The 20572-nt window shown below is 65.0% G+C and carries 18 protein-coding genes; 12 read left to right on the forward strand and 6 right to left on the reverse strand.

Annotated features, from left to right (window positions below):
- The first annotated feature begins 73 nt into the window (after nucleotides 1-73).
- Nucleotides 74-469 carry an oxidoreductase gene (locus CKJ82_RS10480; protein ID WP_095538095.1) on the forward strand — a complete coding sequence of 132 codons (396 nt, stop codon included), beginning with the start codon at nucleotides 74-76 and terminating at the stop codon, nucleotides 467-469.
- Nucleotides 470-508: 39 nt separating this feature from the next.
- Here the strand turns inward: CKJ82_RS10480 and CKJ82_RS10485 are convergent, their stop codons facing one another.
- Nucleotides 509-1990, reverse strand: a complete 1482-nt coding sequence (locus tag CKJ82_RS10485; protein ID WP_095538096.1) for a leucyl aminopeptidase — start codon at nucleotides 1988-1990, stop codon at nucleotides 509-511.
- 111 nt (nucleotides 1991-2101) lie between these two features.
- Between CKJ82_RS10485 and CKJ82_RS10490 the strand changes: the two genes are divergently transcribed.
- Nucleotides 2102-3208, forward strand: coding sequence for a branched-chain amino acid aminotransferase (locus CKJ82_RS10490; protein WP_095538097.1), 1107 nt, complete (start codon nucleotides 2102-2104; stop codon nucleotides 3206-3208).
- Between the two features lie 15 nt (nucleotides 3209-3223).
- Here CKJ82_RS10490 and CKJ82_RS10495 read toward each other — a convergent pair whose 3' ends face one another.
- Together CKJ82_RS10495 and CKJ82_RS10500 are read right to left on the reverse strand one after the other, a co-directional pair.
- Nucleotides 3224-4243, reverse strand: coding sequence for a nicotinate-nucleotide--dimethylbenzimidazole phosphoribosyltransferase (locus CKJ82_RS10495; RefSeq protein WP_095538098.1), 1020 nt, complete (start codon nucleotides 4241-4243; stop codon nucleotides 3224-3226).
- A 3-nt stretch (nucleotides 4244-4246) separates the two neighbouring features.
- On the reverse strand, nucleotides 4247-4993 hold the full coding sequence (locus tag CKJ82_RS10500) for a DUF3043 domain-containing protein (RefSeq protein ID WP_240510762.1): 747 nt from the start codon (nucleotides 4991-4993) through the stop codon (nucleotides 4247-4249).
- Between the two features lie 166 nt (nucleotides 4994-5159).
- Between CKJ82_RS10500 and CKJ82_RS10505 the strand changes: the two genes are divergently transcribed.
- Nucleotides 5160-5504 carry a HesB/IscA family protein gene (locus CKJ82_RS10505; RefSeq protein WP_095278134.1) on the forward strand — a complete coding sequence of 115 codons (345 nt, stop codon included), beginning with the start codon at nucleotides 5160-5162 and terminating at the stop codon, nucleotides 5502-5504.
- Between the two features lie 72 nt (nucleotides 5505-5576).
- Here CKJ82_RS10505 and CKJ82_RS10510 read toward each other — a convergent pair whose 3' ends face one another.
- Nucleotides 5577-6587 (reverse strand): S41 family peptidase, encoded by a 1011-nt coding sequence (locus CKJ82_RS10510; RefSeq protein ID WP_095538121.1) that lies wholly within the window; start codon nucleotides 6585-6587, stop codon nucleotides 5577-5579.
- A gap of 463 nt (nucleotides 6588-7050) precedes the next feature.
- Nucleotides 7051-8988, reverse strand: coding sequence for an asparagine synthase (glutamine-hydrolyzing) (gene asnB, locus CKJ82_RS10515; RefSeq protein ID WP_095538100.1), 1938 nt, complete (start codon nucleotides 8986-8988; stop codon nucleotides 7051-7053).
- Nucleotides 8989-9407: 419 nt separating this feature from the next.
- Between asnB and ctaC the strand changes: the two genes are divergently transcribed.
- The 6 genes from ctaC to qcrB all read left to right on the forward strand — a co-directional run bounded on the left by ctaC (nucleotide 9408) and on the right by qcrB (nucleotide 15739).
- Nucleotides 9408-10499: an aa3-type cytochrome oxidase subunit II gene (gene ctaC, locus CKJ82_RS10520; protein ID WP_095534902.1), complete on the forward strand. Its 1092-nt coding sequence runs from the start codon at nucleotides 9408-9410 to the stop codon at nucleotides 10497-10499.
- Nucleotides 10500-10519: 20 nt separating this feature from the next.
- The gene (gene ctaF / locus CKJ82_RS10525) at nucleotides 10520-10951 is read left to right on the forward strand and encodes an aa3-type cytochrome oxidase subunit IV (RefSeq protein WP_095278124.1); all 432 of its coding nucleotides are present in this window, start codon (nucleotides 10520-10522) and stop codon (nucleotides 10949-10951) included.
- Between the two features lie 428 nt (nucleotides 10952-11379).
- Nucleotides 11380-12000, forward strand: a complete 621-nt coding sequence (ctaE, locus tag CKJ82_RS10530) for an aa3-type cytochrome oxidase subunit III (protein ID WP_205691406.1) — start codon at nucleotides 11380-11382, stop codon at nucleotides 11998-12000.
- Between the two features lie 42 nt (nucleotides 12001-12042).
- Nucleotides 12043-12891 (forward strand): cytochrome bc1 complex diheme cytochrome c subunit, encoded by an 849-nt coding sequence (gene qcrC, locus CKJ82_RS10535; RefSeq protein WP_095538101.1) that lies wholly within the window; start codon nucleotides 12043-12045, stop codon nucleotides 12889-12891.
- Entirely contained in the window at nucleotides 12888-14108 is a 1221-nt protein-coding gene (gene qcrA, locus CKJ82_RS10540) for a cytochrome bc1 complex Rieske iron-sulfur subunit (protein WP_095538102.1), read from the forward strand. Before qcrC ends, qcrA begins: the two co-directional genes overlap by 4 nt.
- A complete protein-coding gene (qcrB, locus tag CKJ82_RS10545; RefSeq protein ID WP_095538103.1) occupies nucleotides 14108-15739 on the forward strand; it encodes a cytochrome bc1 complex cytochrome b subunit in 1632 nt (543 codons plus the stop codon). Before qcrA ends, qcrB begins: the two co-directional genes overlap by 1 nt.
- Before the next feature lie 76 nt (nucleotides 15740-15815).
- Here qcrB and CKJ82_RS10550 read toward each other — a convergent pair whose 3' ends face one another.
- Nucleotides 15816-16889: a zinc-dependent alcohol dehydrogenase family protein gene (locus CKJ82_RS10550; protein ID WP_095538104.1), complete on the reverse strand. Its 1074-nt coding sequence runs from the start codon at nucleotides 16887-16889 to the stop codon at nucleotides 15816-15818.
- A 558-nt stretch (nucleotides 16890-17447) separates the two neighbouring features.
- Here CKJ82_RS10550 and CKJ82_RS10555 point away from each other — a divergent pair.
- From CKJ82_RS10555 to CKJ82_RS10565, 3 genes are all read left to right on the forward strand, one after another.
- Nucleotides 17448-18203: a C40 family peptidase gene (locus tag CKJ82_RS10555; RefSeq protein WP_095538105.1), complete on the forward strand. Its 756-nt coding sequence runs from the start codon at nucleotides 17448-17450 to the stop codon at nucleotides 18201-18203.
- Between the two features lie 198 nt (nucleotides 18204-18401).
- Nucleotides 18402-19448: a C40 family peptidase gene (locus tag CKJ82_RS10560; RefSeq protein ID WP_240510763.1), complete on the forward strand. Its 1047-nt coding sequence runs from the start codon at nucleotides 18402-18404 to the stop codon at nucleotides 19446-19448.
- A gap of 19 nt (nucleotides 19449-19467) precedes the next feature.
- Complete coding sequence (locus CKJ82_RS10565; RefSeq protein ID WP_095538107.1) at nucleotides 19468-20571, forward strand: glycosyltransferase family 4 protein; 1104 nt, start codon at nucleotides 19468-19470, stop codon at nucleotides 20569-20571.
- Nucleotide 20572: the final 1 nt, after the last annotated feature.

The raw sequence follows: 20572 nt of genomic DNA on the forward strand, positions 1-20572 counted from the left end.
GGGGGCACCATCGGTGGGGCCTCGGCCGGGCGGCATCGCCTCGCCCGCGCGCCGGTTCCGTAAGATAAGGCGCGTGTTTAACCTTTTCGGCAAACGGAAACAGTCCTCCAGCTTCAAACCCCCGCGCGCGCCAGGCGGAACAATTCGCCCGGACGACGCCGAGTACCTGAAGCAGTGGGTGCGTGGCCGCAAGTTTGTCGAGGGCTACATTGAGCCGGAGACCATGGTCAATGAGATGTCGGTCGTGCTCGTCGATGAGCTGGGCAACTACACCCGTCGCCGCCTCGGCGGGCCGAAAGGCATCGACCAGGTGGCCAAGCTGCTGAGCATCTCGCTCTACGACGTTGAAGAGACCGGCTACCCCGACCGCATGCGCAAGAAGATGGAGCAGGAGCGCATTCTGCGCAAGCGCGAGGAGCAGCGGCAGCGCCGCGCCAAGTTCGAGCGCGGCGAGGACCCCTACAGCTAGGGGCTCATCGCTTATCGACGCCACCGCCCCCGGCCACACCTACTCACCCGCAAGCTGCGTGAGCGTCTCCACAATGGTGCGAACCGGCGCGCCGGTTGCCCTCTTTGGGGTGTAGCCGAATGGCGAGTCGGTGTTGAAGGCCGGGCCCGCGACGTCGATATGCGCCCACTGCGTGCCGTTGTCCTCCCCGGAGAACTTGGAGAGGTACAGCCCGGCGAACAGCATGCCGCCGGTGCGCGCGTTGTGGGTGTTGCGGATGTCCGCGATTGGGGACTTCAGCTGCGCCTCCTGCTCCTCGAGCAGCGGCATGGACCAGGCCGGCTCGCCGACGGTGCGGCCGTTCTCCGCGATGCGGTCGCGCAGCTCCTCCGTACCCATCACACCGGCGGTGCGGGTACCGAGCGCCACCATCTGCGCGCCGGTGAGCGTGGCGGTCTCGATGAGGTAGGTGGGCTTGTCCTCCGCTGCGCGCGCCATCGCGTCGGCGAGCACCAGGCGGCCCTCCGCGTCGGTGTTGAGGATCTCTGAGGTCAGCCCGCCGTAGTGGGTGATCACGTCGCCCGGGCGGGTCGCCGAGCCGGATGGCATGTTCTCGGCGAGGGGCAGCCAGGCGTCGATAGGCATGGCCAGCTCGAGGCGTGCCGCGGCGACGATGGAGGCCAGCTGGGCCGCGGAGCCGCCCATATCGCTGATCATGTCCTCCATGTGCGCGCCCGGCTTCAGGGAGATACCGCCGGTATCAAAGGTGATGCCCTTGCCAACCAACGCGGCGCTCGCTGCCTCGCCGTCCTGCGCGACCTTCGGCGACCAGGACAGGTGCACCAGGCGCGGCGGGCGGGCCGAGCCCTTGCCCACAGCGGTGATGCCGCCGAAGCCGTGGTCCTCCAGGTACTGCTCGTCAAAGACCTCGACGCTCAGCCCGACCTGCTCGCCGACCTCGCGCATGATCTCGGCGTACGCCTCGGGGTAGAGGTAGTTCGCCGGCGTGTTGACCAGGTCGCGCGCCAGGTTGACGGACTCCGCGATGATGCGCGCGCGGTCGAACGCAGCTCGCTCCTCGTCGCCCGCGACGACCGTCACCGCGACCGGGGCGGGGGCGTCCTCCTCCGCGGACTTCAAGCCCTGGTAGGAGTAGGAGCCCAGCAGCAGGCCTTCCACTATCGGGCCCATGCCAAACTCCGTGCTCACCGCGACCTCCTCGATGCCGGAGAGGCTGCGCACCGCCGTGCCGACGCCGCGACGCACGGACTCCTCGTCAACCTCGTCGGCAGGGCCCAAGCCGTAAGCGATAAACAGGGTGCCGTCGACCACGACGCGGTGCAGCTCGCCGGCCGCGCCCTTTGCGCCCACCTTCGCCAGGGCGTCGAGGACGCCGTCCGCAGTCAGCGCGGTCACGGGCAGCTCGACGCCGTCCTGGCCCGCAGCGACCGGGATCAGGCGCGCGGCCTGCAACGGGGCGGAATCCGCCAACGTCAGCGCCGCGGTGGTGCCGCGGGCGGGGAGTGCGCAAGTGAAAGTCATGTTGGGTTACCTTTCGATCAGGGAATCGTCGATAAGCTCTGCTGAATAAATTCCAGCCCTATTCAGCGTACTCGGGCTCCGGCGGGGTACCGCCCGAGTAGGGTGGGGCGCATGACAACGCTAGACTTCTCCATTTCGCAACACCCGAACCCCGCAACCGACGCGGAGCGCGAAGCCATTTTGGCCGACCCGGCGTTTGGGCAAGAGTTCACCGACCACATGGTCTCCATCGAGTGGACCGAGGACAAGAGCTGGCACGACGCGCAGGTGCGCCCGTATGGGCCCATCTCCCTGGACCCCGCGACCAACGTCTTCCACTACGGGCAGGCCATTTTTGAGGGCCTGAAGGCGTACCGCCACGCCGACGGTTCCATCAGCACCTTCCGGCCGGAGCAGAACGCGAAGCGCATGCAGCACTCCGCCCACCGTCTGGCCATGCCGGAGCTGCCGGAGGAGTTGTTTATCGAGTCGCTGCGCCAGCTGGTGAGCATCGATAAGGCGTGGGTGCCCGAGGCGGGCGGCGAGGCCGCGCTGTACCTGCGTCCCTTCATGATCGGCACCGAGGAGACCCTGGGCGTCAAGCCCTCCCATTCGTACACGTTCTACGTCATTGCCTCGCCCGCGGGCGCGTACTTCTCCGGCGGCGTGAAGCCGGTCTCCGTGTGGGTGTCTAAGGAGTACGTCCGCGCCGCGCCGGGCGGCACCGGCGACGCGAAGTTCGCCGGCAACTACGCGGGCTCGCTGCTCGCGCAGGCGGAGGCCCAGGAGAAGGGCTGCGACCAGGTGGTCTGGCTCGACGCCATCGAGCGCAAGTACATCGAGGAGATGGGCGGGATGAACCTCATGTTCGTCGAGGGCTCCGGGGACGACGCCACACTGGTCACCCCGGCGCTGTCCGGTTCGCTGCTCGCCGGCATCACCCGCAAGTCGCTGCTCCAGGTCGCGGAAGACGCCGGCTTGGGCACTGAGGAGCGCAAGATCACCGTGGAACAGTGGCGCGAGGGAGTGGAAAACGGCACGATCACGGAGACGCTGGCGTGCGGCACCGCTGCCGTGCTCACCCCGGTGGGGCGCGTGCGTAGTGCGGACGGCGAGTTCACCATCAACAACAATGAGGCCGGTCCGATCACGATGTCGCTGCGCGAGCGCCTGCGGGGAATCCAGAACGGCAGCGTGGAGGACACCCACGGGTGGAACGTCACGCTGGTTGAGGCGTAACGCGCCTCACCCGGCCTAGCGCGGCTCCGGCCGGCTCGTGGCGCGCAGCTGCGTGAGCGCCTCGGCCGCCATCTCCGCAGCCATATTGACCTGCGGCAGCGCGGCCAGCGCGCCCGCCGCCTGGCCCGTGGTCATGTCCAGGGCAAGTACCGGGGTCAGCTCGAGCGCCTGGAGGCAGCCGATGTGCGCCGGCTCTGGGCTTACCCCGCCGGCGATGCACCAGCGCTTCGTGCCGGGGGCGAGTCGCTCTGCTGTGTAGGCGGCGACGGAGGGGAGCGCGGCGTCGATAAGCACTGGCGTCCTGCGCGCCGCGGACTGGGCGACGAGGCCCACGAGGAAGGCCATGTCGGGGCCAGAGATCTCCGCGAGCACGCGCTCAACGTCGTCGGCGATGGTGCGGGCGCGGAACATTGCGTCGCGGATCGCGGCGACCTTGACCTTCCACACCTCGTCGTTGATCCCGGAGCCGCGGCCGATCGCCTTGACCGGCTCGGTGCGCGTGAGCGTGCCGTACACCGCGGCGGCGACCGTGGTATCGCCGACGCCCACGTTGCCGGGGATGATGAGGTCGGTGCCGGAATCCACCTCGTGGTCGGCCACCTCCATGCCCCGCGCGATGGCAGCGGCGCACTGCTGCGTGGTCATCGCGGGCTCCACGTCGATCGCGCCGGTGACCTCGTCGAAATCGTCTACCACGCGCACCGACGCCCCCGCGGCGCGCGCCGCGATGTGCGCCGGACCCGCGCCGGCCTCAAGCTGTTCCAGCAGCGTCGCGCCTGCGTCCGGCTCCCACGCGGACACGCCGCGCTGGGCTACGCCGTGGCGAGCGGCAACGATGACCGCGCGCGGGTGGGCGAACGGCGCGGGCGTCGACGCCCCCTGCACCCCCGCGACCCACGCGCCGATGTCGGCCAACCGGCCCAGGTTCCGCCCCGGCACGGAGCGCGCGAGAAGGCGGGACACGTTCCGCGCGCGGCCGAGATCGGGGGATTGCACGGGCGCGAAGTCGACGCCGGCCAGATGGGGCTCGGTCATGGCTTAGACCTTCTCGCCGATGCTCACCTGCGGTTTGGGCGAGCGCCAGTTGCGCGGCTGCGACGCGCGAGAGAACGCGTACATACCCAGGCCGAAGCCGGTCTCGGTGGTGCCCGGGAACTTGGCGCGCACCGCGTTGTTCACGCGCTTGCCAATCACGAAGGCCTCGATGAAGATGGCCAGGATAAACAGCATGGTCAGCCCGGAGAGCACCGCGGACACCTCGGGCAGCCACGTGCCAATGAACAGGACCACCACGAGCACAAGCGCGACCGGCATCACGTAGTTGTTGAAGAAGCGGCGCGCGTCGACCCAGTCGCGCGCGTAGCGGCGCACCTCGCCCTTGTCGCGGTCCATGAGGTAGCGCTCGTCGCCAGCGTCGATGCGCGCCTGAATCTCCTTGTTCGCGCGGCGGTTCTCCGCGCGCTGCTCCTTCTTGTAGGCCTTCCACTCCTCCTTCGACATGGAGGCCTTGAGCTCCTTGTTCTTCTGCGCGCGCTGCGCCTGCGTCATGTTGTCGGGGTCGCGCAAGACGCCGCGCTTGACCTCCTGGTCGTGGCGCTTCGGGGTCGGCCGCCCCTTCGGCGGCGTGTAGCCCTTCGGGTACTTGGGCTCGTCGTGTGCATCGCTTATCGACGCCCCCTTGTCCCCACCGGACGCCCCACCGATCTCCGCGGCGGAGATGGCGGTCGAGCCGCCCTCGGCCCGCTGCTCGGACTGTTGCTCAGATTTCTGCCATGGGAGTTTCACGCACTCTAGGCTACAAGGCGCCGCCCGGAAAGGAGCAATGCGCTGCCGGGAATAATCGCCCTCGGTCCCGCGTTGCGAGGCGTGAGGAAACCCCACCGTCCCCACCGATGCTGCGCGGGCAGTATGATGGGGCAAACTCCGGCCACATATATAAGGAGAGATTTCAATGACTGCACCTACCTCTGCAACTGGTGTGAACCTGACCGAGGCCGCCGCGGCGAAGGCCAAGGCGCTGCTGGACCAGGAAGGCCGCACCGACCTGTCCCTGCGCATCGCCGTGCAGCCGGGTGGCTGCGCTGGTCTGCGCTACCAGCTGTACTTCGACGACCGCGACCTGGACGGCGACAAGGCCGACGAGGTCGGCGGTGTGCGCCTCGTGGTGGACAAGATGAGCGTGCCGTACCTCATGGGCGCCACCATCGACTTTGCAGACACGATCGAGCAGCAGGGCTTCACCATCGACAACCCGAACGCCGGTGGTTCCTGCGCTTGCGGCGACTCCTTCAACTAAGTCGCAACGCCTCCGATACCCCGTCCACTGCGCGAATCCTTTCCGCAGCGGACGGGGTATTTTTCTGGCCGGCTACGCCTCGCAACCGTGCTCGGCGTGCAGCCACGCCTTCGCCTCGTCGAGCGCCGCATCACCGGAGTCCGTAGGAGTGTCCGGCGCGACCGGATCCTCGGAAAACTCCTCGCCCGTGCGGGCCTTGTTCTTTGCGACGGTAAGCATCAGCTCGCTGCCGTCGGGGAAGTCATACACCATGTTGGCCGAGGCAAAGCCGGCGGTCGGCGTGCCGAACGAGCGTGAGTCGTCCAGGCCGCGGAAAGCGAGCATGGTCGCTTCGCCGGAGGAGGCAGTGGTGGCGTCGACAAGCACTGCGGTGGGCGCCTCCCAGTTACCGCCTGCAGTTTCCAGCGGGGTGCCGCCGCCGCTGACCGCGTTGCCGTCGACCGTGACCTGGGACGTGTTGGCGCGGCTGACAAACTCGAGCGCAGTGCCGTCGGGCAGGAGCGGGGACAGGCCGGCGATCATGGGGCCCATGTCGCCGCCATCGTTGCCCCGAAGGTCGACGATCGCGCCGCACGCCCCGCCGTCCCGGGCCTCGATCAGTCCACTGGTGAGGGTGTCCGCGTACTGCTGGATTTCATCGTTCCGGCCGATGCCCGGCACAGTTGCGACCGCGACGTTTCCCACCGTTGTCACTCCGACCTGGGCAGTAGGGCTGTCTTCTTCGGCGTCGGGCTGCTGGGTTTCCGCCGGAATGAGCCTGGAGTGCTTGCCGCCGGCGGCGTGGACGGCCTGGTCGAGCACGTCCTGTAGCTCGGCCTGGTGTTCTGCGTCCTTCGCAGCCTCCTCTGCCTTGGCTCGAGCGGCGGCAAACTCCTCCGAGTCCCCGTAAAGCCCCATGGACTCAGACAGGTCGAGCACCGTGCGGGCGTAGCGCTGCGGAGAATCTTTGCCCAGGAACTTTGCCTGGCCGGTCATCTGCGCGGAAAGTGTCGGCCCCCAGACGTAGCAGGCGGCCGCGAGGGCCAGGCCGATGGCGACTACGATGCCGCCGAGGACGAGAAGAATTTTCTTTGCTGTACTCATGGTGTCCATTCCACCGTGGCGGCGGGGCTCGGACAATGGTGGCAACCGGAGTCTTTGGGTAGAGCTAGCGCTACCCCTTGAGCTCGCGCAGCTACTTCGCCGGCGGCTGGTGCTGCCTGGCGCAAATGGAGCTAGCTCCATCTGGACGGATGCTGCCTGCAAAACGCCTGGTCGGCTGGGGTCGCCCGGTGCAAATGGAGCTAACGCCATGTAGATAGCTGTGTCGGGGAAACGCCCGGTCGGCTGGTGCTGCCAGGTGCAAACGGAGCTAGCTCCATCTAGACGGACGCTGCCCGTAAAACGCCTGGTCGCGGACCCCGGCGCCGCCCAAAGGGAGCTAGCTCCATTTGCCCCGTGTGCACCCAGCCCCCTTTGCGCACCCAGCGCCCCCTTTGTGCACCCAGCCCCGGCGTGCCCCCCGGATCCGCCAGCCCACGCAGGACCCCCAAACGCGGCCGCCCGTTTACAGCTTGACCGGGTACTCCTTGTGCTCGATCTGCGGGTCAATGCGCTGCTCGACAAAGATGCCGTGCCACACCATAAAAGCCAGCACGGTCCACAGGCGTCGCGAGTGATCCGAAATGCCGTCGCGGTGCTCCTTGAGCATTTCCAGCACGGCCTTCTTGTCAAAGATGTGCGCGGTCTGCGACTCATTGATGGTGTCCTGCGCCCAGCCGTACAGTTCCTCGCCGGCGAGCCAGTGGCGCATCGGCACCGGGAAGCCGAGCTTGCGGCGGTTGAGCACGTGCGCGGGCACGATCTGCTCCATGGCGCGTCGCAGCGCGTACTTGGTCGTCCCGTTCGCAATCTTCTGCTCATGCGGGATCGTCTGCGCCACCTCGAACACCTCCTTGTCCAGGAACGGCACGCGCAGCTCGAGCGAGTTCGCCATGTTCATCTTGTCCGCCTTCACCAGGATGTCGCCACGCATCCAGGTAAAGAGGTCAAGGTTCTGCATGCGCGCCACCGGGTCCATGCTTGTCGACGCCGCGTAAATCGGCGCCGTGACCTCGCGGTGGTCCCACTCGCGCTTCGCCCAGGGAAGCACCCGCTCCAGCTGCTGGAAGTTGAAGGACCGTGCGTTGCCGTAATAGCGGTCTTCCATCGGTGTGGTGCCGCGCTCGAGCAGGCTCTTGCCCTTCATGCCTTCCGGTAGGACCTGCCCGAGCCTGTTCAGCCCGCGCAGTAGGGGAGAGGGGAGCTTCTCAAACGGAGCGAGCGACAGCGGCTCCTTGTAGATGGTGTAGCCGCCGAACAGCTCGTCGGCGCCCTCGCCGGACAGCACGACCTTGACGTGCTTGCGCGCTTCCTGGGCCACGAAGAACAGGGGCACGAGCGACGGGTCGGCGACGGGGTCGTCGAGGTACCACATGATCCTCGGGATGGCGTCGGCGTACTCCTCGGGGGAGACGATCTTCACGATGTGCTCTACGCCGATGGCCTCGGCAGACTCGGCCGCCACGTCGACCTCCGAGTAGCCTTCGCGCTCAAAGCCGGTGGTGAAGGTGAGCAGGTCCGGGTTGTGGCGCTTTGCCAGCGCGGCGATTGCGGTGGAGTCGATACCGCCGGAGAGGAAGGAGCCGACGGTAACGTCGGCGCGCATGTGCTTCGCCACCGAGTCCTCAAGCGCCGCTGCGATGCGGTCGTAGAGGTCTTGCTCCTTGTCCTTGGTCACCGGGGTGGTGCGGAAATCGGGCTTGAAGTAACGCTCCGCGTGGACCTCGCCGCCCGGGGTCAGGGTGACGGTGCAGCCGGACTCTACGCGGCGAATTCCGGCGTGCAGCGTCTCTGGCTCAGGGACGTACTGCAGGTCCACGTAGTGCTCGATGGCGCGACGGTCCAGGCCGTTGTCTTGACCGGAGAGGTCAAGGCCCAACTGCTCGGCCATGTTCAGGATGGACTTCTTCTCGGAGGCGAAGACGGTACCGGCTTTGGTCGTGGCGTAGAAAAGCGGCTTGATGCCAAACTGGTCGCGGGCGGCAAACATCGTCTTGGTCTCTGTATCCCAGATCACGATGCCGAACATGCCGCGCAGGTGCTTGACCACATCCTTGCCCCAGTGGTGGTAGCCCACCACAATCGGCTCGCCGTCGCCGGAAGTATTGAACGTGTAGCCGGCGGCCTGGAGCTCTTCGCGCAGCTCGATGTAGTTGTAAATCTCCCCGTTGAACGTCATGGCGTAGCGCTCGGGGTTCTCGGCCGGGCCCCAGCGCAGCGGCTGGTGGGAGTGCTCGAGGTCAATGATGGCCAGGCGGTTGAAGCCGAACACTGCGTCGTCGTCGTGCCAGGTGCCGGCGGCGTCCGGGCCACGGTGGTACATGCACGGCAGCGCGTCGTCCACGGCTGGGACGAAGGTGCTGGCGTTGGATCCGGCGGTAAGCATTGCAAGCAGGCCACACATCGTAAGTTGAACCTTCTCCTTATATATACGGTGCGCCGCAAGCATCGGCCGGGGCGCGTCATGATGTGTTCCAGGATAAGGTTCCGAGGGCTGGAACGGCGAACCAGACGTGGCCGCGGTGGTTCAACCTTTAGCCCGTCCCCGATTGGGGGCCAACTTTCGGATGAACTTTTTGGCGAAAAATCCGTTTTTTGGGTGACGCAGACCACGCTGTGGGTGGGGGATGGGGAAAAGCCAAGGGTGGCGGGTGTGCGTCGAGAAGCGAAAGCTCGGCGCGTTGCGGCTCCAATCTGCAATTCCGTGCCTGCCCGCTGGATGAACTATTCTGACTGGGTAGGAATGGGTAGGAATGCTCTGGCATTTCTATGAACGTTCATCGTTTTCAACGAATTGAAGTGTGGACAGGAAGGCAGACACACGTGGAAAAGGAAACAAAGCGCAGCTTTGCCCGGAAGCTCGGTGTAGCAGGCTCGCTCCTGCTCGGTGGCTTCGCGCTCGCTGGCTGCAGCGTTGCTCCCCCGGAGGCCCTCGCTAACGTGCTGGATATGGGCTGGCCGGACCCGATTACGCCGGAGGGCACTGAGCTGTACAACTTCTGGGTGTGGGTCTGGGTTGCCGCCTGGATTGTCGGCATCATCATGTGGGGCCTGTTCCTCACCGCTGTGTTCAAGTGGAACCGCAAGGCCAAGGAAAAGAAGGGTGAGGGCGAGTTCCCGAAGCAGCTGCAGTACAACGTCCCGCTGGAGCTTGCGCTGACCATCGTGCCGATCGTCATCGTTATGGTCCTGTTCTTCTTCACCGTGCAGTCGCAGACCAAGGTCACCGCGCTGGACAAGGATCCGAAGGTGACCGTGGACGTCACCGCGTTCCAGTGGAACTGGAAGTTCGGCTACGCCGAGCTCGACGGCGAGTTCACCAACAACGGCCAGAAGTACGAGGGTGTGGACAAGGAGCGCCAGGCGCTCGCCGAGGAGACCAAGCACGATCCGGAAGACATGCCGAACGCGAACCCGATTCACGGTATGTCCCAGGGCGACCAGTCGTACCTGAACTTCAACAAGATCGAGACCATCGGTTCCACCGAGGAAATCCCGGTGCTGGTGCTGCCGACCGACACGCCGATCGAGTTCCGCCTCGCGTCCGGCGACGTCTCCCACGCGTTCTGGATTCCGGAGTTCCTGTTCAAGCGCGACGTCTACGCGCACCCGGAGGCGAACCAGCAGCAGCGCAGCTTCCAGATCGAGCGCATTGAGAAGGAAGGCGCATTCGTCGGCCGCTGTGCTGAGATGTGCGGTACCTACCACTCGATGATGAACTTCGAGCTCCGCGCAGTCTCGCCGGAGAAGTTCAAGGACTACATGGAGTTCCGCGAAGCCAACCCGGAGGCGCCGAACTCGGACGCGCTGAAGGCTATCGGCGAGGAGCCGTTCGCAACGACCACCCACCCGTTTGTCACTGACCGCACCGCAACCCGCGACGGCGATAACGCCGTTGTCGCTGCCAACAACTAAGAAAGAGGAAGTGTAGAACTATGGGTCCTGGCGCAAAAGTTTTCTACGCAATCGGCACCTTCTTGGGTCTGATGGCGGTGATCTACATCTTCGCCACGAGCTGGATTGGTGAAGATGCTTACCTGTTCGGCCTCGAGTGGGTCGGCGGTGTTGCCCTCGTCCTGGCAACGGCCCTGTGCTTCATGATGGGTGTGTACCTCGATTTCACCGAGCGACGCATGGACGTCGTCCCCGAGGACTGGGAAGAGGCGGAGATCGAAGACGGCGCGGGCGTGCTCGGCTTCTTCTCTCCGCACTCCATCTGGCCGTTCGCAATGTCCGGCGCGGTGCTCTTCCTCGGCCTGGGTATCGCCTTCTACCAGCTGTGGCTGATCGCCTTCGGTGCAGTGTTCCTCATCTGGACCACCACCCAGCTCAACCTGCAGTACGGCATCCCGCGCGAGAAGCACTAGTTGCTCCGCCCCGCTGCCTTCGCGGGTCCGCAAGCCTCGGCCCTTCGGTGCCGGGGCTTTTCGCTTATCGACGCCCACCCGCCCAGGGGTCAACCGAAAGTAGGTCCGCGCGCCAAATCCCCTGGGAAATGATGTGAGAAGCGACACATCCGGGAACTTGCGGAACCAGCGGTGCGACGGCAATTCCGTCGGTCGGGGAGGGGAGCGGCGTTGTGGAAATCGGTGTCGTGCGATGCGTGCTGGCGGGCCGTTGGTGTGACCAGGGGAGATGGGCGTCGTAAAGCGCGGGCAAAAAGTTCCCGAGTTTTCCAAAAACTTTTTTGGCAACCGTCGGCGGCGCCGAAACGGCAGGTTGCGGCACTCCTGTCAGAGAAAGTCCGGGGGTATTCGAGGTGACTTTAAGGCGGAAACGCGCCATAATCACATGCGTGACGACCGCAATTACTAATCAAGGCATGGCGACACCGCAGAATCGTGTCCCAGCGCTGAACCGACCCAACATGGTCAGCGTTGGCACGATGGCGTTCCTCGCCCAAGAGTTGATGTTCTTTGCCGGCTTGTTCGCGATGTACTTCACGTCGCGCGCAAACGGCCTGGCCGCCGGAGACTGGGCGCACCAGACGGAAAACCTGAACGTTATTTTTGGCCTCATCATTACTATCGTTCTGCTGGCTTCCTCGGTGACGTCCCAGGTTGGCGTGTTTGCTGCAGAAAGGGGTGACGTATTCGGGCTTCGCAAGTGGTTCTCCGTAACCATTCTGCTCGGCGTGGTCTTCCTGGGCCTCGTCGCGTTTGAGTGGACTGAGATGGTCCACGAGGGCGTGACGCCGCAGGCGAGCGTCTACGGCTCGGTGTTCTACATCATCACCGGCTTCCACATGGCGCACGTGACCGCGGGCATCCTCGCGTTCATCGTGGTGCTGCTCCGCGTTTCCAAGTCGAAGTTCACCCCGGCGCAAGCTACGGCCGCAATGGTGACCTCCTACTACTGGCACTTCGTGGACGTCGTGTGGATCGGCGTGTTCACCACGATCTACCTGGTCCAGTAACCGGCCTAGTAACCGTTTGAATAGTCGCTAAAAGGAAACAAGATGGAAAACACACCAAAGAAGAAGCGCATTGGTCGCAAGACCAGGCGCACGGTCGCTGGTGCTGCCGCGCTCACGCTCGGCCTCTCCGGCGCCGGCCTCTTGGCATCCGCACTGGCCCCGAACGCTCAGGTTGCTAACGCAGAGCGAGACGAGCAGGCGATGATCCAAGAAGGCAAGGACATCTACGACGTCGCGTGTATCACCTGCCACGGCGCCAACCTGCAGGGCGTCGAGGACCGCGGCCCGTCCCTGATCGGTACCGGCGAAGGCGCCGTGTACTTCCAGGTGCACTCCGGCCGCATGCCGATGATGTCCAACGACGCGCAGGCTGAGCGCAAGCGCCCGCGCTACACCGAGTCCCAGGCACTCGCCCTCGCTGCGTACGTCGCGGCGAACGGTGGCGGCCCCGAGCTCGTGTACGACAAGGACGGCAGCGTCGCGATGGAGTCGCTGCGCGGTAAGGACTACGACGGCAACATTCAGGCCGCCGACGTTGCCCGCGGTTCCGAGCTCTTCCGCCTGAACTGCGCGTCTTGCCACAACTTCACCGGCCGCGGCGGTTCGCTGTCGTCCGGTAAGTACGCACCGGCCCTGGATCCCGCCAACGAGCAGGAGATCTACCAGGCGATGCTCACCGGCCCGCAGAACATGCCGAAGTTCTCTGACCGTCAGCTCTCTGCTGATGAGAAGCGAGACATCATCGCCTACATCAAGTCGGCTAAGGAGACCCCGAGCCCCGGCGGCTACGCCCTGGGCGGCCTCGGCCCGGTTTCTGAGGGTATGGCTATGTGGATGATTGGCGTGACCTTGGTCGCCGCCGCTGCTATCTGGATTGGATCGCGTTCATGAGTGATGTAAAGAAGAACTACACAAACGAAGAGCTGGACCGCATGAGCAATGCGGAGCTGGCCGCGCTGGGCACCGAGCGTGACGACGTCACCGTTGCCTACCGCAAGGAGCGTTTCCCGGTCGAGGGCGACCCGCGCGAGAAGTCCGCAGCCGCAGGTATCAACGCCTGGCTGTTGGTTTCGGTCCTGTGCGGCATCGCGTTCCTCGGCGTCTACCTCTTTTGGCCCTGGGAACCGAAGTTCCACGGCGACGAGGACCTGTGGGTCTACACCCTGTACACCCCGCTGCTTGGCCTGACCTCCGGTCTTGGCTTTGTCACGCTGGGCATTGCAATCATCCAGTACGTGAAGAAGTTCATCCCCGAGGAGATCTCGGTACAGCGCCGCCACGACGGCCGTTCCAGCGAGCTGGATCGCCGCACGACGACGGCGCTGCTGAACGACGCTTGGGAGACCTCGACCTTTGGCCGTCGTAAGGCCATGCAGGGCCTCCTTGGCGGCGCTGGCGTGCTGGCCGGTCTTATGGTCATCGCCCCGCTGGGCGGTCTGATCAAGAACCCGTGGCGCCCGCGCACCGAGCTCGGCTACATGGGCGACGGCACGCTGTGGACCCACGGTTGGACCATTCAGGACCAGGGCGTCAAGGTCTACCTCGGCCGTGACACCGGCGCGATCGCCGAGCTGCATGAGGGCGAGGCCGGTTCGCACTACAGCACCGCCGGCGTCTCCCGCCTGGTGCGTATGCGTCCGGAGGACCTGGCTGCCGCGTCCATGGAGACGGTCTTCCCGCTCTACGAGGAGGACGTCAACGATGGCAAGGAGTACGATCCGAACCGCGACGTGTACGAGCACCACATGCACTCGCTGCACGGTCCGCGTAACTCCGTCATGCTGATTCGCCTGCGTTCGCAGGACGCACAGCGCGCCGTTGAGCGCGAAGGCCAGGAGGACTTCCACTACGGCGACTACTACGCATACTCGAAGATTTGCACGCACATCGGTTGCCCGACCTCGCTGTACGAGGCCCAGACGAACCGCATCCTGTGTCCGTGCCACCAGTCGCAGTTCGACGCACTGCACTACGGCAAGCCGGTCTTCGGCCCGGCCGCCCGTGCGCTGCCGCAGCTTCCTGTGACTGTTGACGAAGAAGGTTACCTCATCGCCAACGGCAACTTCATCGAGCCCGTCGGCCCGGCATTCTGGGAGCGTCGATCCTAATGAGCACTAAACTTGCACAAGCCGCGGACAACGTAGACTCGCGTTACACGATCTCCGGGTTCCTGCGGCCCCAGCTGAACAAGGTCTTCCCGAGCCACTGGTCCTTCATGCTCGGCGAGATGGCCCTGTACAGCTTCATCATCCTGTTGTTGACCGGTGTCTACCTGGCACTGTTCTTCGATCCGTCCATTACTAAGGTCATCTACGACGGCGCGTACCTCCCGCTTAACGGCGTGGAGATGTCACGCGCGTACGCAACTGCACTGAACATCTCGTTCGAGGTCCGCGGCGGCCTGTTCGTCCGCCAGATGCACCACTGGGCAGCGCTGATGTTCATGATGTCGATGTTCGCCCACATGATGCGCATCTTCTTCACCGGCGCGTTCCGTCGCCCGCGTGAAGCGAACTGGATTATCGGTGTCACCCTGGTGCTCCTCGGCATGATCGAGGGCTTCATGGGGTACTCCCTGCCGGACGACCTGCTCTCCGGCGTCGGTCTGCGCATTATGTCCGCCATCATCGTCGGTATCCCGATCATCGGTACCTGGATGCACTGGGCCATCTTCGGCGGCGACTTCCCGTCGGACCTCATGCTGGACCGCTTCTACATCCTGCACGTGCTGATCGTGCCGGGCATCATCCTGGCGCTGATCGCAGCCCACCTGCTGCTCGTCTGGTTCCAGAAGCACACCCAGTTCCCGGGGCCGGGCCGTACCGAGAACAACGTCATTGGTATCCGCATCATGCCGGTCTTCGCCGTCAAGGCAATCGGCTTCATGATGTTCGTCTTCGGCGTCCTCGCCGCGATGGCCGGCCTGACTACGATCAACAGCATCTGGATGCTTGGCCCTTACAACCCGTCGCAGGTCTCCGCAGGTTCCCAGCCTGACGTCTACATGCTGTGGACGGATGGTGCGGCCCGTGTCATGCCGGCGTGGGAGCTCTACCTGGGCAACTACACCATCCCGGGTGCGTTCTGGGTCGCCCTGCTCTGTGGTCTGATGGTCGTCCTGCTGATCACCTACCCGTTCATCGAGGCGAAGATCACCGGCGACGACGCTCACCACAACCTGCTGCAGCGTCCGCGCGACGTTCCCGTGCGCACCTCCATCGGTGTCATGGCGCTCGTGTTCTTCCTGCTGCTGACCATCTCCGGTGGTAACGACCACGTGGCCCACTTCTTCCAGATCTCGCTGAACGCGATGACCTGGTTCGGCCGCATCGGTTTGATCATCCTGCCGCCGTTGGCTTACTTCATCACCTACCGCCTGTGCATCGGCCTGCAGCGCTCCGACCGAGAGGTCCTGGAGCACGGCATCGAGACCGGCGTGATCAAGAAGCTGCCGAACGGCGCGTTCGTGGAGATCCACCAGCCGCTCGGCCCGGTGGACGAGCACGGCCACCCGGTCCCGCTCGAGTACGCCGGTGCCCCGGTTCCGAAGCAGCTCAACCAACTGGGCTTCGCCGACTCCGAGACGGTTGGTACCTTCAAGTCCGGCGAGCTCGGCGTTACCGAGCGCGTTCGCGACGCGGAGGCGCAGAAGCACCACGAGGAGATCGAGACGCTGCGCAAGCTCGAAGAGACCAAGCACCTCTCCGACCGCAACGCCACCGACGAGCCGAGCCACTAAGGCCTGACTCAATCGACTTGCGGTCATCGAAAGGCCCCTTTCCCTTGTACGGGAAAGGGGCCTTTGCCGTCGTGTCTTACGCGTTGTCGATGATGACCTTCATCGCCTGGTGCTCCTCGGCGTGCGCGAACGTCTCCCACGCCTCATCCAGCTCTGTAAACGTGAAGTGGTGGGTGGCCAGCGAGTTGATCGGCAGGTCCGAGTTCTGGACCGCCTTGAGCAGCATGCCCGTTGTGTTCGCGTTCACGAGTCCGGTGGTGACGGTGAGGTTCTTGATCCACATCTTCTGCAGCTCAAAGTCGACCGGCTTTCCGTGCACACCGACGACGGCAATGTGGCCGCCCTCCTTGACGTTTTCGGCGCACGTTGCCCACGTAGCCGGCAGCCCGACCGCCTCGATGGCAGTGTCCACGCCGTAACCGTCCGTGATGGAAGCGACGTGGGCCGCGACGTCCTCCTTAGCCGGGTTCACCGTGTACGTCGCACCCATCTCCTTGGCCTTGGCCAAACGATTGTCGTCCATATCCACCACAGTGATTGATGCGGGGGAGTAGAACTGCGACGTGAGCAGCACGCCCATCCCTACCGGTCCCGCACCGACAATGAGCACGTCCTTGCCGGGCGCGACGGCACCATTTTGCACGCCGATCTCGTGGCCCGTGGGCAGCGCATCAGACAGGAAGACCGCTACCTCCTTGTCCAGTGTCTCCGGCAGGTGGTAGAGCGAGTTATCCGCGAACGGGGTGCGCACGTATTCGGCGAGCGTGCCGTCAATCATGTAGCCCAGGATCCAGGACCCGCCATTGCGGCAGTGGCTGTACAGCTGCTTCTGGCAGTTCTCGCACGTGCCGCAGCGCGACACGCAAGAGATGAGGACCTTGTCGCCTGGCCTAAAGTTCTTCACGGAGTCGCCGACGGCCTCGACCGTGCCGATACCTTCGTGTCCAAGGATGCGCCCGTTCCATTCGCCTGTGCGCTCGCGCTCGGTGGCCTCAATCTCCGGGTTCTTGCCGTGGAAGATGCCGAGGTCGGTGCCACAGATCGTCGTGGTGTCCACGCGGATGATGGCGTCGGTTGGCTCGAGAATCGTGGGTTTGGGGCGGTCTTCGATGCGTACGTCGTTCGCACCGTAATAAGTCAGCGCTTTCATCGGGCGGTCCTTCCAGTAGGGGGTATCGGTATAGACCCAATTTTACGGCGGGGAGCATGCTTGCCGACGCCCTTCTGCGCCCGTTACACCCGCCAACAATACCCCTGTGTCTAACGTCACAGTATCTCATGGGGTGGCGCAGCGTACAGCTGTAGTCAATCAGTGGAATTCCCGCGATTGTCGGTTTAGTGCAGGTCAATGGGCGCAAATCGGGGTACGGGCGGCGCGAATTGAGGGGGAGTGGTGGCGTCGATAAGCGGGCAAAGCCTTTGCAAAGATTCAATAACGGATTAGTAACACTCTCAGTGTTGGACAAACTTGTTGCCGTTTCGTAATCTAATCGAGACATTGCGACAACAGCCGTTGCTTGCAAGGTACGAAAACAGAACATATGAGCCGAATTCCGCGGACCGAGTGAGATGCACGAGCGATGTGGAACCGGGAACCCGCACTTTCCTACAAGGGCGGATGGCGTGCAGAGGTACGTCAGGGCGCATTCTCAGGGCCCAGCCCGACAGGCAACCCGGTAGGCGAAGAGAAGATATGGAGAAACTTACAATGGCTAAGCACCGTCGCCAGAACAATTCCGCAGTGCGCACCGTCGCAGCTGCCACGGCCGTCGTCGCAGGCGCGACTCTGATGGTCCCGACCCAGGCTTCCGCCGCTGAGGTCCGCGTCCCGAACACCCCGGTTGCTGCGCAGATCCCGGGCATTGAGAACATTCCGGGTGTTGCAAACATCCCGGGCATCGAGGCTTGGGTCCCGTCCCTGGCAGGCAAGGCCGATGGCGGCCAGTACCGTCAGGCCCTGTCTCAGGTGAAGGCGCTGCCGGGGATTGCCAATGTCCCGGGCTTCAACCAGTTCATCGCCAACGTCGAAGCACAGGTCCTGCCGGAGACCCCGGCACCGGCCGTCGCTCAGCAGTACTCCGCTCCGGTGTCTGCGCCGGCGCCGGTGGTGCAGGAGAAGACCCAGGGCGAGCGCATCGTCGACATCGCCCGCACCAAGATCGGTTCGCCGTACGTCTACGGCGCAGCGGGCCCGAACGCGTTCGACTGCTCCGGCTTCACCTCCTGGGTCTACGCCCAGGCTGGTAAGTCCATCCCGCGTACCTCGCAGGCGCAGGCCTCCGCGGGTACTCCGGTCTCCCTGGACAACATCCAGCCGGGCGACATCGTCGTCTACTACAGCGGCGCCTCCCACGTTGCTATCTACGCTGGCAATGGCATGATCATCGACGCCCTCAACGACGGCGTCCCGGTCGGCGAGCGCCCGCTGAGCATGATGCCGGTCCACTCCGTGGTCCGCTTCTAACTCCCGGATTCGCGTACTCGTTGCGCACCAATTTTCACACCCGTGTCAATCGTTGCTGATTGGCCGGGTGTGCTTTTATCGGACGGCTGATCTGGCTATAGTAGGTACAGTTTTGTAAAGGCTTGCGGTCAGTTGGACCACGGCCGATATTGGTTTTCCGAGTGGCGTACTCGGCTTGAAAGCTCAAGGGGATTTGTCGTGGGCAAACACTCTCTCCACGCGCGCGGTGCGCGCCGTTCAGGACGTCGAGGCGCGATGGTCATTGCGGTCGGTGCGCTCTCTTCGGCGGCGGTCACCGCGCTGCAGGTGCCGGCTGGCGCGGACGACGTTGATGAGTTGATCGACAGGCTCGAGGACGTCTCGCACCAGGCCACGGCGAAGTCGGAGGAGATCAAGTCCCTCGAGGACCAGGTCGCTGAGTCCGAACGCAAGATCGCGGAGGCGGACGAGAAGGCTGCCGCGGCGCGCACCGCCGCTGCGGAGGCCAACGGCGCAAAGACGAACTACCAGCGCAACGTCAACGACATTGCGCAGTCGAAGTACCGCAATTCCGAATCGGAGGTCCTGCTCACCACGCTCGAGTCGGGCAGCCCGCAGGTGGCGATCGACCGGGCCGCATACCTCAACTCGCTGTCCCGCAACGCGCAGACGACCATTGACGGCTTGAACACCGCCAACGAAGAGGCAGCGTCCCGCGCCCGGAGCGCGAACATTGCGAAGGCGGAAGCGGAGTACAACCGCAACCAGCTCGCCGCGCAGCTGGACGCGCTCCACCGCGAGCGCGACGAGCTGGACGGCCAGATCCGTGACATCGAAGACCAGGTTGACAGTCTGAACGAGGAAGACCGCCAGCGCTGGATTGCCAAGGACGGACCGATCGACCTCGGTGCCAACGTGCCGGCAGCGGATTCCGGCGTGGTCGCCGCAGCGCTCGCGCAGATTGGCAAGCCCTACGGCTGGGGCGCGACCGGCCCAGACGCATTCGACTGCTCGGGCCTCATGGTGTGGGCCTACGGCCAGAACGGCAAGGGCATCCCGCGTACGTCGCAGGCCCAGCTGGCCGGCGGTACGCCCGTCTCTATGGACCAGCTGCAGCCGGGCGACATCATCGGCTACTACCCGGGCGTGACCCACGTGGCCATGTACATCGGCGATGGCATGGTGGTCCACGCGTCCGACTACGGCATCCCGGTCCAGGTGGTGCCGGTCAACTCCATGCCGGCCCAGGGCGCAGTGCGCTACTAACCGCGTACGCTGGCAGGCCATGGCCCCGACGCTGCTTGTCACCAACGATTTCCCGCCGACCCTCGGCGGGATTCAGTCGTATCTGCGGGATTTCGTCTCCCACCTCGTTGCGCTGAACGGGCCCGACTCGGTGGTGGTGTTTGCCTCCACGCAGGACGCGGCGGCTGCGCGCGAGTGGGACGCCGCGCAGCCCTACACCATCGTGCGGTGGCCGCACCGGGTCATGCTGCCCACCCCGCGCGTCCGGGCGGCAATGGCGCAGCTGATCCGCCGCCACGGCGCGACCACGGTGTGGTTCGGCGCGGCCGCCCCACTGGCCGTCCTTGGCGGCGCCGCCAAGCGGGCTGGTGCGCACCGCGTCGTGGCCACGACCCACGGGCACGAGGTCGGCTGGTCGATGCTCCCGGGCGCGCGCCAGGTCCTGCGCAACATCGGCCGCAACGCCGACGTGCTCACCTACATTTCCGGCTACACGCGCCGCCGCATCGCTCCCGCATTCGGCACACACCCCGAGTACGTGGCGCTGCCGTCTGGGGTAGACACGGACTTTTTCCGGCCGGCCGAGCCCGCCCACGCCGAGCCCGCGCCCCGCATCGTGTGCGCGTCCCGGCTCGTCCCCAGAAAAGGGCAGGACCAGCTCATCCGCGCGCTGCCCGCGATCCGCGCAGCCGTGCCTGGCACGCAGCTTGTGATCGTCGGGTCCGGTCCAGACGAGCGCCGACTCCGCACCCTCGCCCGCGGCACCGCAGGCGTCACTTTCACCGGCGCAGTCGACCGAGCAACGCTGCGCGACACCATCGCCTCAGCCGACGTCTTTGCCATGCCCGCGCGCACCCGCGGCGGCGGCCTCGACGTGGAGGGCCTTGGCATCGTCTACCTCGAGGCGCAAGCCTGCGGCGTCCCCGTCATCGCCGGCGACTCCGGCGGCGCGCCCGAAACCGTCACGCCGGCAACCGGCGTCGTCGTTGACGGCACGAGCGTGAGCATGCTTGCCGACGCCACCATCACACTCCTCAGCGATCCCGCCGCGTCCAAGCGAATGGGTGAGGCGGGGCGGGTGCGCGTCGAGAAGCACTTTGCCTGGGACGTGCTGACCCGCAGGTTGGCTGCACAGCTGAAGTAAC

The sequence above is a fragment of the Corynebacterium gottingense genome (assembly GCF_002285125.1).
Lineage (GTDB): Bacteria > Actinomycetota > Actinomycetes > Mycobacteriales > Mycobacteriaceae > Corynebacterium > Corynebacterium gottingense.

What these genes read in the sequence shown, in the direction of transcription:
- CKJ82_RS10565 (WP_095538107.1), top strand. Translation starts at nt 19,468, where the DNA reads ATGGCCCCGACGCTGCTTGTCACCAACGATTTCCCGCCGACCCTCGGC.
- CKJ82_RS10485 (WP_095538096.1), bottom strand. Translation starts at nt 1,990, where the DNA reads ATGACTTTCACTTGCGCACTCCCCGCCCGCGGCACCACCGCGGCGCTG.
- CKJ82_RS10495 (WP_095538098.1), bottom strand. Translation starts at nt 4,243, where the DNA reads ATGACCGAGCCCCATCTGGCCGGCGTCGACTTCGCGCCCGTGCAATCC.
- CKJ82_RS10555 (WP_095538105.1), top strand. Translation starts at nt 17,448, where the DNA reads ATGGCTAAGCACCGTCGCCAGAACAATTCCGCAGTGCGCACCGTCGCA.
- CKJ82_RS10550 (WP_095538104.1), bottom strand. Translation starts at nt 16,889, where the DNA reads ATGAAAGCGCTGACTTATTACGGTGCGAACGACGTACGCATCGAAGAC.
- qcrC (WP_095538101.1), top strand. Translation starts at nt 12,043, where the DNA reads ATGGAAAACACACCAAAGAAGAAGCGCATTGGTCGCAAGACCAGGCGC.
- asnB (WP_095538100.1), bottom strand. Translation starts at nt 8,988, where the DNA reads ATGTGTGGCCTGCTTGCAATGCTTACCGCCGGATCCAACGCCAGCACC.
- ctaF (WP_095278124.1), top strand. Translation starts at nt 10,520, where the DNA reads ATGGGTCCTGGCGCAAAAGTTTTCTACGCAATCGGCACCTTCTTGGGT.
- CKJ82_RS10505 (WP_095278134.1), top strand. Translation starts at nt 5,160, where the DNA reads ATGACTGCACCTACCTCTGCAACTGGTGTGAACCTGACCGAGGCCGCC.
- qcrA (WP_095538102.1), top strand. Translation starts at nt 12,888, where the DNA reads ATGAGTGATGTAAAGAAGAACTACACAAACGAAGAGCTGGACCGCATG.
- qcrB (WP_095538103.1), top strand. Translation starts at nt 14,108, where the DNA reads ATGAGCACTAAACTTGCACAAGCCGCGGACAACGTAGACTCGCGTTAC.
- CKJ82_RS10510 (WP_095538121.1), bottom strand. Translation starts at nt 6,587, where the DNA reads ATGAGTACAGCAAAGAAAATTCTTCTCGTCCTCGGCGGCATCGTAGTC.
- CKJ82_RS10490 (WP_095538097.1), top strand. Translation starts at nt 2,102, where the DNA reads ATGACAACGCTAGACTTCTCCATTTCGCAACACCCGAACCCCGCAACC.